This is a genomic window from Bacillus sp. TCT6, assembly GCF_056033845.1.
The window spans coordinates 2,530,850-2,543,812 of record NZ_JBVYHX010000001.1 but is presented as its reverse complement, the minus strand read 5'-3'; the positions used below and the strand labels follow the sequence as shown (position 1 = coordinate 2,543,812).

Below are 12,963 nucleotides of genomic sequence, written 5' to 3'. Positions count from 1 at the left end.
TTTTAAAGAATTATTTAATTTCATATAAAAATTTAGGAGAAATTAAATAAGCATGAATCTAGTGTAAAGTCAGATTCATGCTAGTACTATAGCCTATGTTATGTCTTTTTTGAGGATATATAAAGAGGAAAGCAGAAGCACTATTCCATTTATTATATATACGCTTGCGATCATAAAGGCTAACGTACCTGCGCCAAATCCTGCTTTATCGAATATAGAAGCAAATGTTGCGATAGTCAAAAAGATAATGGGAGTCAGTAGTAAAAATATGAAACCTGCCACGATTCTTTTTTTAAAACTATGTCCAGATAAGGAAATGGCTAAAAAGTTTAGTATGCTAAACAGAGCAATTGCAAAGAGCAGGACAATAAATACTTCAATGCCATCAGACATTTTACCACTCCTTTTATAAAGAGTACTCTTTATAATCTATTCGAAATAAAAGGGGGATACTCCTTTAGGTAATTTCAATAAACGTAATAAATAGGCGTATTATAGAACAAAGAAGTATGGATTCAATATTATATCCATACTTCTTTGTTTATTTTATAAATTCGCAGATTGTGAATGCTGTTTTTCATAATGTTTCTGCTTAGAAAGGGAAATAGAAATAATCAATAATGAAACGACTCCGAAGATGAGAACCATATATTGTAACCCAATTGTATCTAAGAAGAACCCTGTGCCAAGTAAGACGATTTGGAACATAACCCTCTCAAACATATTACGGAATGAGAAGAGGCGACCGTGATAACTTTTTTCCACTTTCGTTTGGAAAATTGTCGACATAATAGGGAAGAAGCAGCCAACACTAAACCCAAACAAACCAAATGATGTAAGAGCCATCCATTTTATATCGCTAAAGAACAATGACAGGTGTGCAAAAGCAGTACAAATTGCGAAGAAATATAGTAATTTTTCGGGTTTGAAATGATCAGATAGACGTTTAATTACGAAGGCACCTAACATAAATGCGACACCTTCAATTGTATATATGAACCCTTTAATCGTAGGATCATGTTGCATTTCGCTAATGTTAATAACCATTAAATTAAACCCTGCTATAAATAATAGAGGGATGATACTTAATATAAGTGCTGTAAAAGCAATAGGAATTCCTTTTAAAATACGAAATACTTCCATAAAGCTATTGTCTTTTGCAGCTTGTTTACTTGGTGTTGTTGATTTCTTGTCTTCGAATTGTAGGAAGAACGTCGAGAGGAATAATAAGGCGTATGCTGCCATTGAAAAGGCGTACATATACTGTAAACTCATTACAACTAAAAGAATTCCACCTAGTGAAGTACCTGCAATACGAGCGATTGTACCAACATTCATATGTACACCGTTCATTTGTAATAACTCATTCTCACGTACGATGAGTGGAATTACAGATTGTAATGCAGGGAAATAAAATGCTGCTGAAATTTGAAGAGCAACCATAAATGCAATCATAAATGCGATACTTTCAAATTGAATAGCGAAAAACATGAAAATAACACTTAAAACTCGACCAAATCCAGCGTAAAGAAGAACTTTTTTCTTTTCATACTGATCGATGACACGACCGGCCATAGGGCCAACTAGAACACCGGCTAATAGTCCGATAAATAATATAACTGATTTCATGAAATCAGAAGGGACATATTTTTGCATAAACTCAAGGTTGCCAAGAATACCAAGCCATAATCCTAGACCTGCAATAAACTCCCCAATTAAAACAATCCAAACATTTTTATTACGCCACATAACATAAAACCTCTCCGTCTTTTAAAATGAAAAAACTCGTATATAAAACCTCCTTATTTATGTAGTATTTTTATACGAACTTTTTTAGAGTCAGAGTCTATATTACGTGTTTCATAATTGGATTTCAATCTTTTTGATTTGTAAAAAATTTGATGTATTAATTGATGAAATAAATGAAGCAAAACGTAAAAAATTCATGATTAAAGCTAATAGAAAGTAAGGATAAATATAAAAAAGCAAGAACGTATAACTACGTCTTGCTTTTCCAAAGTACAAAATTAAACATTAATTTCAATTAGCAATATTTACGCTCTTGTCCAATAGCTAAAGCGCTAAAAGATAGAGGACCAGCAACTTCTGCACTTGCACTACTAATAAGGTTTTCTACAGTTAATGAATATTCGTGTGTTCCACTGCTAATGTTTTGGTCTGTAGCTTGGAATGTTTGTACGTAAAATTGTTCAGAATTTGTTGATTCAATACCTACTTGTGTATTGAAAATTTCAATGTTATCAAGGAAAATTCGGAATAAAACTTGTGAAATCTCAGTTATACCTTCTACACCAACTGTAGCTATTAATTCTACTCGATTATTACGTGAATCTCTACTTGAAATTCTCAATTTCAAATTTGCTAGAATTACTTTGTTTGGAGAAGAGGGGATTGCAAAAGTTGTTGCATCAGTTTTACTTATAGGTTGAGTAGCTTAATAATCAATGATATGAGTCATATTCACAACCTCTTCATATACTGAAATACGGAAATAGGGATGAATTATCTTGGACAAATACTAGAATATTATAATAGAGTCCACAACAATTGTTGAAAAGAAGCAATTTACATAAAAGCATCAAGAATATATCATAATAAGATGATATTTTTCTTAATGCTTTTTGTAATTAAGCAGAATATTCTTCTTTACGTACTTCAAAAAATTCATTACGTCGTAAGTAATTATAAATTCTCTCAGAAACCTCTTCTTCTTCAGACACTAAGAAACGATGGTCAAAAGCGTAGAAAGATTGACCTTTAATTAATTTTACATAATATATATTAAACGCCTCCTGACACTAGATTATTACTTTCTTCATATTATGATGGCCTATATGTCTGCTAAAAATACTTGGAGTTTCAAAGGAAGTAAGTAAAGGGATGAAAGAGCTTACAATTTTGTAAGGTTTATGTCACCTTTTTCGATAGTTTACATTCACCAATTTCTTCTATACTACAAATAAGTTGCATAAAATAAGGGGGTAAAAAGATGGATGAAGTAATTGGAGAAGTTGTAGCAGGTATTTGTGAATTTGTAGTAGAAGTAACAGCGGATGCTATAGGAAGTTTAGTTTCCGGAAATGATGAGGAAAAAGAAACATTATAATAATTTGTAAAAGTATAAAGTTGATCAAATTGTAAAGGTTGATTTCTAAAGGGAAGTCAGCTTTTTATTTTTTACATTATATTAACTTAATTTGAATATTCATTTGTTATTATATTGAAGAAACCTATATAAGGAGGTGAATAAACAAATATGTCGAATTCGGGGGCTGATTTATCTGTTTCTCGTTTGATTGTGGCAAATGTAGAGGAAAAGGAATATCATTTTATTGTTCGTGAACATCCGATTGTAGGGAAAGTTATATCGCTATTTGAAAATGGTAAAGAATATGGTTTACTAGATAAACAAATCGCTAATAAAGATAAATTTATTACATCGGAGCTTACTAAATTAGATTATTTTAACTTAGATGTTTTATATCATACACCTGGGTGGATATGGATTGGTATGGATCAATTTGGTTTACATGCTCGTGAGGCTACTTATAACGAAGTAGATGTTATTATGAAGTTGAAAGAGGATTTATATTATATAGATATATACGAAGAAATAAAAATGTAGTAAATATTTAGTCAGGTTAGGGGACAAGTTCCCGTAGCCTTTTTTGTTTAATAGTAAAACGTAAAATTATATTATTTTGATTATAGGTAAACTTGATAAGAAGTGAGATGAAAAGAGGATTTGAAAATACATGAAGAGAATTGTAATAATTATATGAATCGTATATGTAAATAACAATAGAAAGAAGATGATAAAATGAGTAAGGAAGAGCTTGTGAAAAAACAGTTTGGCAGTAATGCAGATAAGTATGTGAATAGTAAAATACATGCTAAAGGACAGGACTTACAATATGTAGTTCAACAAGTTGCGTCTCGCCATAATAATCGTCTTCTTGATGTTGCTACTGGTGGCGGACATGTTGCGAATATGTTAGCACCTATGTTTGAAGAAGTAGTTGCACTTGATTTAACAGAACAGATGTTAGAAGAAGCAAAAGGTTTTATAAAGCAGAATGGTCATGGAAATGTGTCTTTTGTAGTAGGAAACGCAGAGGATTTACCATTTGCAGACCATTTTTTTGATACAATTACATGCCGGATTGCAGCCCATCATTTTACGAATCCGGCTCAATTTATTTTTGAAGTAAATCGTACGTTGGAGGATAATGGATTATTCATCTTAATAGATAATGTTTCGCCAGAAAATAATGAATATGATACATTTTATAATTTTATAGAAAAAAAGCGGGACCCAAGTCATGAACGAGCTCTAAAAAAGACAGAATGGCTTACTTTATTAGAAAAAAACGGTTTGCAAATGCAGTCATGTCTTACTTTTGATAAGAAGTTTGATTTTGACTGGTGGTGTAATATGATGAATGTCCCTGTACAAAAGCGCGAAAAATTAACAGAATGTATGATGAAAGCACCAAACGAAATGAAGGGATATTTTAATATTCAATTTAAAAATAATAAAGTAGATTCATTCTATACTGAAATGGCTATGTTTATATGTAAAAAAAGTACAACATTAAAAAGATAAATGTGTTGCAGTCTTTCTGAAGTACGATATACTTAGTACAGAGAAACTGAGAATTGAGGAATAGTTATAATGATTCGTGTACGCATTGAAGGTACTGAGGAAGAAATGCTTGAATTTATGGGGAAAATGCCGGACATTCCTGGATTTGAAAAGACACATATGAGAGAGTCGAGAAAAGGAAATAACCCGAAATACGATTCGAGTAAAAATGTACTAGCATATTTGTCTTATAAAAAGATTGAAGTCGCCAATAAATAGGCGGCTTTTTTAGTTTGCGCTGTTTCACCGCCTTGTCTTTTTCACATAATAATAATAGTAGATTATGCTGAAGAGGGGTGAGAATAGTTAATAAGAAAATCATCTTTTTTGGAGACTTTGGTATTGATGACGCCGTAGCGTTAATTTATGCAAATAAAACATGTAAATTAGATATTCTAGGTATTGTTGCAGAGTACGGGAATGTATCACGAGAAATCGTTACGGAAAATGTTTATTTTTTAGAAAGGTACTATGCTACACATGTAAAAATTATTGAAGGTGCGAGTAGGCCGATGACAGCTGAAGAACCTTTGTTTTTCCCTGAAATCCATGGGGATCACGGTTTAGGTCCTATTAATCCACCTGAGATGAGAATTTGTAAACGAGAAAATTTTTGTGAATTAATCAAATTAATCGAACCTTGTCCAGAAGATATTATAATTGTGGCGACAGGAAGACTAACGACGCTTGCTACGTTATTTTTATTGTATCCCAATATAATGGATCGTATTTGTTCGTATTATATAATGGGCGGTGCTTTCCTATTTCCAGGTAATGTTACACCAGTATCTGAAGCGAATTTTTATGGTGATCCAATTGCAGCAAATATTGTTATGAAATATGCGAAAAACGCTAGTATATACCCGTTAAATGTAACACAGGGCGCGCTTATTACGCCTGAAATGGCCAATATAATAGATAAACAAGGAACTGGACAGGCGAAACTCATTAAACCAATGATTGATTTTTATTATGAGAACTTCTATAAAAAAGAATATCCGGGTATTGGTGGAAGCCCTATACACGATTTACTACCGTTTGTCTCGTTTATAAATGATAGTATTTTTGAATATAAAAAATCGGCAGTGTGGATTAGTACGACAAATGATGTGACTAGGGGCCAAAGTGTAGCTGACTTTAGAAAAATAGCTGAACCAACAAGGTTTGATGGTCGGCCGATTCAAAGAATTGCTGTTGGTTTTAACTATCCTGCTTTTAAAGAAGAGTTTATGCGAACAATATTGAAGCCAGATTGTCCTTAATGTGTTAATAATAAGTCGGATAAATCGTTAGTCCGAAAAATGGTTTATCAGTCTGTATTATTCTCAAAAGTCTTATAGTTGAGCAGCATGAATAACTTATGAAAAATGTCACATAACTAATGGTAAGCAATTGTTTCTAATTATATTTTGATTGGTTAAATATAAAGGAGGTTATTATATGATTTGGTCTTTAATCGTTGGTGGTTTATTAGGATGGTTTGCAAGCTTAATTACTGGAAGGGATGTACCAGGTGGTGTAATTGGTAATATTATTGCTGGTATTATCGGTTCTTGGATTGGTACGAAATTACTTGGTAGTTTCGGTCCTGTAATAGGCGGATTTGCAATCATTCCTGCTTTAATTGGTGCGGTTATTTTGATTTTCATTGTGAGTTTTTTACTACGAGCAATGCGGAAATGAATGTAGCAGGACTGTTTACATTTGTAAGCAGTCCTTTTTATATGTTATGCTAGTATTATACAATCAGGAGGTGTCAGCATTGAAATCATTTACAGTAAATTTCCATCAAGAAGATAATGCAAAAGCGACAACAGTACATAAATTAAGTGAAGAGGACTTCAATAAAGCAACTGAAAAAGGTACTCGTCATTTATTTGATTTAGATACAAACGTTGGCTTCTTCGTATTCTTTGATGCAGAAGATGCAGAAGGAAATGATCAATACTTAATGTTACAATATGAAGGGGATCATGAAGAACCAACTGCGTGCTACGGATTTGATTTAAAACTATATTATCAATTTTTAGCGCTATACTTAAACGATCTTGAATTCCAAGGCGAAACAGATGAGGAAGAGGAAGAATACGGTCCAATTCATCATTTAGCGCACTTACTTTATCATATTGTTGAAGATGGTAAATCAATCGAAGTATAATATACATATTTGAAGCTGTCCTTTTGGGGCAGCTTTTTTATATGACATTGAATTGGTGTATTATTAGTTGAACCAATAAGGCTTTTACGGGCAGCCCTGCCCATCTAACTTCTTTGCTTCTGCTGAATTTTGAGGTGGAGATTTTACTGCCCGGCAAATAGCAGGATAAATTCATAATAGAAATTTATTTATTACTTTCATGTTAGCATCGTAAAACACCTGTTATAATGATTGTAATTAAATTCATGGAGGCTAATTCTATGCTTGTAGATGTAAAAGCTTTTATTAAAGCTGCAGGTTTAACATGTATTTCATCATTAAGTGGAGATAACACGTTTGTTTATAATTTTGAAACTGTAAAAAACACTATCGCTACACTTTTTAAGAAGCTAAGATTTACCATTTAATTTCATTTCAACCAGTAGGAAAAGAGTAATCACTTCCTACTGTTTTTTTTTCTGTTTGAAGGAGCTGTTGTGACAACATGTTTTAAGTGATAGATAGAGGATATTGTCATTGAGAAGAGAAGGGTTAAATAAGGAGATGAAAATGGTTTCGTTTATCAGGAGGTAGTTACTTCGGATATAACAGACTTGGTTACTTTTTAGAAACAGCTTTTGTAATATATTTTGTACAAGCTTTTTGAGAGAGTGAAGTACTGACTTTTTGGAACAAACATAATTTGAAAAGTAGTGTAATGGGTTGGTTAACGAAATAAATAAGATGCAATAGGGGGTAAAAATGATGAAAATATATTTAAAAATAGTTATGTTATTTTTGGTGTTTACATGTATGTTTGCGCTAGCCGCATGTAAAGAGACAGACGAAAAAAACGAAACAAATCCAACCTTGGAAAATAATAAAAATAAACAAAGTAATTCTTCAGAAGAACAGAAAAATCTTGAAACAAAACCAAGTAATGAAAAAACAACAAAACCATCAACTGAGCCAGATTCGAAAAATAGAACATTTAATCAAAAATCAATTAACCACGTTAAAGATTTGTTTGAATTAGCAAAAGAAGGAAAAGTACCTAATGTACCATTTGGAGCCCATACAGGGGATATTGAAGAAATAGAAAAAGCATGGGGGAAAGCGAATAAAACCGAACAAGCAGGGAACGGAATGTACGCAACTTTTACAAATAAAAATGTTGTTTTTGGATTTAATAAAGGGTCACAAGTTTTTGATGTACGCTCATATCATGCAGAACTAAAATCGATTACATTACAAGAAATTGAAAAAGCGTTAGGAAAACCATCTTCAGTTAAAGGGAATGGTGGAGACAAAATATATGTATACAAAGTAAATAACCAGTATGAGTTAAAATTTGTCATTCCAAAATCGACTGGTAATGTAGATCATATTTCCGTGTTTTCACCAGAGGATAGTATTAATAAAATGGCAGGATAAGAAATTAAGTGATTTCAAAAACACCTCGCTCTTTATGAAGTGAGGTGTTTTAGTTGTAAACAAGGAACGTCTCATTTCATATGCGAAATACTTCACTTTTGTTTTTTTGCATGCATCCAATAAGAAATGTTGATCTACTGAAAAAGTAGTAACTTATAAATTATGTGTAGGCTGGTTTGCGATTTTTTTTCGTTCCAAATTTTGAACAAATAACGCTTGTACAATACCTCCAACTAATAAGAAACTAGCGCAAATATAAAACAGCATACTTCCATTTAACTTACTTAATAAAACTGCACCAATAACTGGTCCACACGTTCGAGATATATCCCAGTGTATACCGTAAATTGAAAAATATAAACCACGTTTATCATGAGGTGCAATTTCTGAAACGAATCGTAATAAATGGTTTAGAGCAATACTTTCTCCAATGACTAAAAAGAGTAAGGTGAAGAATAACGACAATATCGTCGTTGAATAACTAAAGCCAACTGCAGCTATTGTATAGCAGGCGTAAGAAATAAGGATGATTTTCGCCATAGAAAATCGTTCAGACCATTTTACGAGGAAGATTTGTAGAATGATTTCCAAAATGGCTTTACATGTTGAAATAAATGCGAGTATGAATACGAGATTAAGAAATACATGTTCTGCGAAAATACGATAATTCGTCTCAGTTTGTGCATAAAAAAAGCTAATAGGAAGTGTAGAAAACATAAGACCGAATATGGCGTAATGTTTAAAAACAAATTGCTTTGGTGAACTTGCCTCAACTGTTTGTTTTGACATACTTATTGGTGGAACGGTTTCTGGGAGCTGGGTCCAAACAACAACGGCATATATCGTAAGGGTTACACTTTGCACGATAAATAAATATTCTGGGTGAGTATTATAAAAACTTGCACCGATTAAAGGGCCGACTACGGATCCAATTGCTCCCATCGTTTGTAGGAGAGCAAAAATTTCTGCTTGCTGCTCTTTTTTTGTTAAATCAGCAATTTGTGCACGTTGAGCCGGAATATATAAGGAACGGCCAATGCCATTAATGACATATAACAGTGCAAATATAAAAACGGATTGAGCGAAAACGAAACTACCGATTGCAACACTTTGTAGCAATAAGCCGAGTAACATAATCTTTTTCCGGCCATATTTATCAGTAATTCCTCCAGCAATAAGTGTAAATAAAATGTCTGAAAGTGGCTGTAATCCGAAAATCAGCATAGTTATTATTACATTGCCGTTTAACATTTTATTGACGTAAATAATCATAATGATAGCTAACATAGATTCAGTCGTTCTGGTTAATAATTCACCACACAGTCTAATAAAAATAGGTTTATTGTAACGAAGTAAGAGATAATTCAATATTAATTCCTCCTTTCTATATTGAAATGATAAGATGAAAGAAGAATTGGAAAAAGTGTAGAAACAATAGGGAGTATTTTTCACCTTTTAGGGGGATTATGATGTTTATTTTAGATCAATACATTGAACTATGGAGTGCTTATGGAAAAGGGGAAAAAGAGGGAGAACAATTGGAAGTAACAGTGCAAAATATATCTGAAACATTATTTTGTACAGAGCGTAATAGTAAATTAATTATAAAAAAATTAGATGAGTTAAATTGGATCAAGTGGTTTCCAGGTCGCGGCAGAGGAAATCGTTCTAAGTTAATATTTCAAAAGGACCCGATATCTTTAATTTTAGATAGAGGAAAAGAAATAACGAAAAAAGGGGATGTGAAAAGCGGGAGCATATTTGTGGAACGCTATAGCTCACATTTTCCATTAGTAAAGGAAGAATATCACTCCTGGGTGGATTCAATATTTGGTCATAAGATTGAAATGACATCTGAAGGGAGAAGAGATGTACTCCGGTTGCAAGTACAAATGAATTTAGATATCACATTAGATCCTGTATACGCTACAATGCGTTCAGAATGCCATATGGTAAAACATATATTCGATACACTCGTGTATGTAGACGGTAATACAAACATTATAGAGCCAAGACTTGCATTTCACTGGGAATATAATGATGCTGAAAAAATATGGACGTTTTATTTACGAAAAGGAGTTCACTTTCATAATGGAAAACAACTTACTGCACATGATGTTATATACTCATTGAATCGATTTATGAAGCTGGAAAATAATGCACACGCATGGATGTTACAACACGTTGAAAGTATTCGTTCAGTGGATGACTACGTTGTCGAAATTCAATTACATACGGAAAATCGAATGTTTTTACATATGCTAAGTGCAGAACAGTGTTCTATCGTGAATAAAGATGAAGCAGGAGAGCTAATTGGAACAGGGCCTTTTCAATTATATAAAAGTAATGAAAATTTGTTCATTTTAGAAGGTCATCCTTTATATTTTCGTGAAAGACCTTTTTTAGATCGTGTTGAGTTGTGGAATGTAGAACAAGGTGTAAGTACATACGATGTTTTAGTAAAGGCGCAGTATAAAGATAAAGAAAAACATAATAAAGAATTGTCTCGGCTTGAGTCGAACGTGACATATATAACATGTAATCATACGAAAGAAGGACCAATGCAAGATGAGTTATTTCGGAAAGCATTATATAAAATCATTCATGGTTATACAATCGTTCAAGAACTCGGCGGAGAACGTGGAGAAGTGGCACAGAAACTAATATTAGCAGGTGAAAGCATTGTAGAGATTGAGGAAGATGTAGAAAGTTTAATTAAAAGGAGTACTTATCATAATGAAGTGCTACAACTCTACACATTTACAGGACGAGATCATGTTGAAGATGCACAATGGATACAAAAAGAGTGTGTGAAGTACGGGATTCGTGTAGAAAATAATTTTCTTGACATAGAAGAGCTATTGGAAGTAAGTACGATACAAAAGGCCGATATGATGCATGATAGTGCCACAATAAGTGAACGAATAGAAGATAGTCTATTATATATGTTTCTTACAAAAAATAGTTTTATTCATGGACAAAGCAGCATGGACTTTCATGAAAAGTTGTCTCCTTATTTTAAACAAGAAGAATTAGAGAAAAGAGTTACACTGTTACGCGATATTGAGGATACTTTGTTACGTCAAATTCATATTATTCCTTTATATCGTAATAAACAAGAGGTAAGTACACATGAAAAAGTCCAAAGTATAATGATTAATTCACAAGGTTGGATTGATTTTTATAATATTTGGTTTAAATCTTGATATATAAGGGCTTTTGCGCATTTTCATAAGATGTGTAAGAGCCTTTTTTGTATGTGGGAATAGGTTTGTTTTACACATTGTTACCCTACTTGTGATAAAAGTCTATTTACAGCGTAACAGTGTTATGTTACATTGTTATCAGGAAGGGGTGTTATACAGTTGAGTACAGATTTAATTTCAAAAAAAGATTTATTAGAACTAACTGGTATTTCATACGGACAGTTATATAGGTGGAAGAGAAAAAATTTAATACCGGAAGATTGGTTTATACGAAAGTCAACATTCACGGGTCAAGAGACATTTTTTCCGAAAGAAAAGATATTAGAGCGCATCGATAAGATCCAAACGATGAAAGAGGATTTATCACTTGATGAACTAGCGAATATGTTTTCACCGAGTGTGAGAGAAATTCTTTTAACAAAGGAAGACATTTTACGTAAGGAGATTGCATCAGAACCAGTTTTACAATTTTTCATAGAACAAACGAATAAAACAGCAGAGTTTCAATTTGTAGATATTCTTTATGTGTACATGTTAGAAGAATTACTACAATCGGGAGAGATTAGTTTAGAAGAAGGAAAAATGGTCTTGCAAGTTTTACGTGAAAATTATGAAGCAATTAAACATAAAACTTGTGATTTAATCGTTGTCCGAAAATTAGGGATTTCTACATGTTTATTAGTTTCAAACGTGGACGATTTAATTTTTGAAAAAGGCACTAAAATCGTTTTACGCGAAGCGATTATGAAATATACCGAAGCATTAAAAACTAAATTGTTGTAGTGGAGGAGAAAGTATGCGTACAGATAATTTGATTATAAATGGTTACGGTTCATCCAATGGCGGCGAGTTTCATAAAGTACAATTAAACGGAAAAGGAACTGTGAATGGAAATGTTGAATGTGAGCAATTTGAATGTAACGGTTACGGTGCAGTTACTGGCGATTTGAAAAGTAGCAGTGCACGAATTAGCGGATCTGGTAAAGTCGATGGCACAGTTCATGCTGAAACGATGCGAATTGATGGGAAAGCAACAATTACGCAAGATGTAAAGGCAAACAGTTTGAAAATTGCAGGAAAAGGTACGATAGGTGGAAATGTCACTGGTGAAGAATTTAAGGTCAATGGTCAAGCTACAATTGACGGTAATTGTGAAGTGGATACTTTTTCTTCAGAAGGACAATTTACAATTGGCGGATTATTAAGCGCTGATGAAATAAATATTAATATTCACGGTACATGTCGAGCGAAAGAAATTGGTGGTCAAACGATTAAAGTAAAGCATAGACTAAGTACTTTTAGTAGGCTGTTTAAATCAGTATTTGGTATGCAATTAGAGGCTGAACTATTAGAAGGTGACAATATCGATATTGATTATGCTCACATAAGAACGGTAAGAGGAAATAATGTTACGGTAGGACCGAACTGTGAGATTGAACTAATCGAATATACGGGTGTTCTTACTGTTGATAAAAGCGCAAATGTAAAAGAAATTAAGCAGATTTAATGGAAGGGAGAAA

The 12,963-nt window shown here is 32.8% G+C and carries 16 protein-coding genes and 1 pseudogene; 12 read left to right on the top strand and 5 right to left on the bottom strand.

Going from position 1 to position 12,963, the window contains the following annotated elements:
• Positions 1 to 93: 93 nt before the first annotated feature.
• From AC0ONG_RS13005 to AC0ONG_RS12990, 4 genes are all read right to left on the bottom strand, one after another.
• On the bottom strand, positions 94 to 393 hold the full coding sequence (locus AC0ONG_RS13005; RefSeq protein ID WP_001279461.1) for a hypothetical protein: 300 nt from the start codon (positions 391 to 393) through the stop codon (positions 94 to 96).
• Positions 394 to 546: 153 nt separating this feature from the next.
• Entirely contained in the window at positions 547 to 1,749 is a 1,203-nt protein-coding gene (locus AC0ONG_RS13000) for an MFS transporter (protein ID WP_000269263.1), read from the bottom strand.
• Positions 1,750 to 2,044: 295 nt separating this feature from the next.
• Positions 2,045 to 2,443 (bottom strand): exosporium protein ExsC, encoded by a 399-nt coding sequence (exsC, locus tag AC0ONG_RS12995; RefSeq protein WP_223266670.1) that lies wholly within the window; start codon positions 2,441 to 2,443, stop codon positions 2,045 to 2,047.
• A 205-nt stretch (positions 2,444 to 2,648) separates the two neighbouring features.
• Positions 2,649 to 2,801, bottom strand: a complete 153-nt coding sequence (locus tag AC0ONG_RS12990; RefSeq protein ID WP_074789873.1) for a YqbF domain-containing protein — start codon at positions 2,799 to 2,801, stop codon at positions 2,649 to 2,651.
• 476 nt (positions 2,802 to 3,277) lie between these two features.
• Between AC0ONG_RS12990 and AC0ONG_RS12985 the strand changes: the two genes are divergently transcribed.
• The 9 genes and pseudogenes from AC0ONG_RS12985 (at position 3,278) to AC0ONG_RS12945 (ending at position 8,237) form a co-directional block, all read left to right on the top strand.
• Positions 3,278 to 3,646 carry a hypothetical protein gene (locus AC0ONG_RS12985; protein WP_000071474.1) on the top strand — a complete coding sequence of 123 codons (369 nt, stop codon included), beginning with the start codon at positions 3,278 to 3,280 and terminating at the stop codon, positions 3,644 to 3,646.
• A gap of 195 nt (positions 3,647 to 3,841) precedes the next feature.
• A complete protein-coding gene (locus AC0ONG_RS12980) occupies positions 3,842 to 4,627 on the top strand; it encodes a class I SAM-dependent methyltransferase (RefSeq protein WP_000031314.1) in 786 nt (261 codons plus the stop codon).
• Between the two features lie 69 nt (positions 4,628 to 4,696).
• The gene (locus tag AC0ONG_RS12975; protein WP_136996951.1) at positions 4,697 to 4,885 is read left to right on the top strand and encodes a DUF3970 family protein; all 189 of its coding nucleotides are present in this window, start codon (positions 4,697 to 4,699) and stop codon (positions 4,883 to 4,885) included.
• 77 nt (positions 4,886 to 4,962) lie between these two features.
• Positions 4,963 to 5,928, top strand: coding sequence for a nucleoside hydrolase (locus AC0ONG_RS12970; protein WP_001223689.1), 966 nt, complete (start codon positions 4,963 to 4,965; stop codon positions 5,926 to 5,928).
• 178 nt (positions 5,929 to 6,106) lie between these two features.
• The gene (locus tag AC0ONG_RS12965) at positions 6,107 to 6,349 is read left to right on the top strand and encodes a GlsB/YeaQ/YmgE family stress response membrane protein (RefSeq protein ID WP_000638310.1); all 243 of its coding nucleotides are present in this window, start codon (positions 6,107 to 6,109) and stop codon (positions 6,347 to 6,349) included.
• Between the two features lie 79 nt (positions 6,350 to 6,428).
• A complete protein-coding gene (locus AC0ONG_RS12960; RefSeq protein ID WP_000834883.1) occupies positions 6,429 to 6,824 on the top strand; it encodes a hypothetical protein in 396 nt (131 codons plus the stop codon).
• A gap of 260 nt (positions 6,825 to 7,084) precedes the next feature.
• Positions 7,085 to 7,231 (top strand): hypothetical protein, encoded by a 147-nt coding sequence (locus AC0ONG_RS12955; RefSeq protein WP_000959552.1) that lies wholly within the window; start codon positions 7,085 to 7,087, stop codon positions 7,229 to 7,231.
• Positions 7,232 to 7,371: 140 nt separating this feature from the next.
• Positions 7,372 to 7,542 (top strand): annotated as a pseudogene (locus AC0ONG_RS12950) (aminopeptidase); the annotation flags it as partial.
• A gap of 23 nt (positions 7,543 to 7,565) precedes the next feature.
• On the top strand, positions 7,566 to 8,237 hold the full coding sequence (locus AC0ONG_RS12945) for a YjgB family protein (protein WP_041487904.1): 672 nt from the start codon (positions 7,566 to 7,568) through the stop codon (positions 8,235 to 8,237).
• Positions 8,238 to 8,390: 153 nt separating this feature from the next.
• Here AC0ONG_RS12945 and AC0ONG_RS12940 read toward each other — a convergent pair whose 3' ends face one another.
• On the bottom strand, positions 8,391 to 9,605 hold the full coding sequence (locus AC0ONG_RS12940; RefSeq protein ID WP_001108449.1) for an MDR family MFS transporter: 1,215 nt from the start codon (positions 9,603 to 9,605) through the stop codon (positions 8,391 to 8,393).
• 101 nt (positions 9,606 to 9,706) lie between these two features.
• Between AC0ONG_RS12940 and AC0ONG_RS12935 the strand changes: the two genes are divergently transcribed.
• The 3 genes from AC0ONG_RS12935 (at position 9,707) to AC0ONG_RS12925 (ending at position 12,950) form a co-directional block, all read left to right on the top strand.
• Entirely contained in the window at positions 9,707 to 11,443 is a 1,737-nt protein-coding gene (locus AC0ONG_RS12935; RefSeq protein WP_044782803.1) for an ABC transporter substrate-binding protein, read from the top strand.
• Positions 11,444 to 11,602: 159 nt separating this feature from the next.
• Positions 11,603 to 12,226, top strand: coding sequence for a YhbD family protein (locus tag AC0ONG_RS12930; protein WP_000102234.1), 624 nt, complete (start codon positions 11,603 to 11,605; stop codon positions 12,224 to 12,226).
• Between the two features lie 13 nt (positions 12,227 to 12,239).
• Positions 12,240 to 12,950 (top strand): bactofilin family protein, encoded by a 711-nt coding sequence (locus tag AC0ONG_RS12925; RefSeq protein ID WP_001258382.1) that lies wholly within the window; start codon positions 12,240 to 12,242, stop codon positions 12,948 to 12,950.
• Positions 12,951 to 12,963: the final 13 nt, after the last annotated feature.

Coding starts and splice junctions, on each gene's coding strand:
- AC0ONG_RS13000 (WP_000269263.1), bottom strand. CDS start 1,749: ATGTGGCGTAATAAAAATGTTTGGATTGTTTTAATTGGGGAGTTTATT.
- AC0ONG_RS12955 (WP_000959552.1), top strand. CDS start 7,085: ATGCTTGTAGATGTAAAAGCTTTTATTAAAGCTGCAGGTTTAACATGT.
- AC0ONG_RS12975 (WP_136996951.1), top strand. CDS start 4,697: ATGATTCGTGTACGCATTGAAGGTACTGAGGAAGAAATGCTTGAATTT.
- AC0ONG_RS12985 (WP_000071474.1), top strand. CDS start 3,278: ATGTCGAATTCGGGGGCTGATTTATCTGTTTCTCGTTTGATTGTGGCA.
- AC0ONG_RS12965 (WP_000638310.1), top strand. CDS start 6,107: ATGATTTGGTCTTTAATCGTTGGTGGTTTATTAGGATGGTTTGCAAGC.
- AC0ONG_RS13005 (WP_001279461.1), bottom strand. CDS start 393: ATGTCTGATGGCATTGAAGTATTTATTGTCCTGCTCTTTGCAATTGCT.
- AC0ONG_RS12925 (WP_001258382.1), top strand. CDS start 12,240: ATGCGTACAGATAATTTGATTATAAATGGTTACGGTTCATCCAATGGC.
- AC0ONG_RS12935 (WP_044782803.1), top strand. CDS start 9,707: ATGTTTATTTTAGATCAATACATTGAACTATGGAGTGCTTATGGAAAA.
- AC0ONG_RS12945 (WP_041487904.1), top strand. CDS start 7,566: ATGATGAAAATATATTTAAAAATAGTTATGTTATTTTTGGTGTTTACA.
- AC0ONG_RS12980 (WP_000031314.1), top strand. CDS start 3,842: ATGAGTAAGGAAGAGCTTGTGAAAAAACAGTTTGGCAGTAATGCAGAT.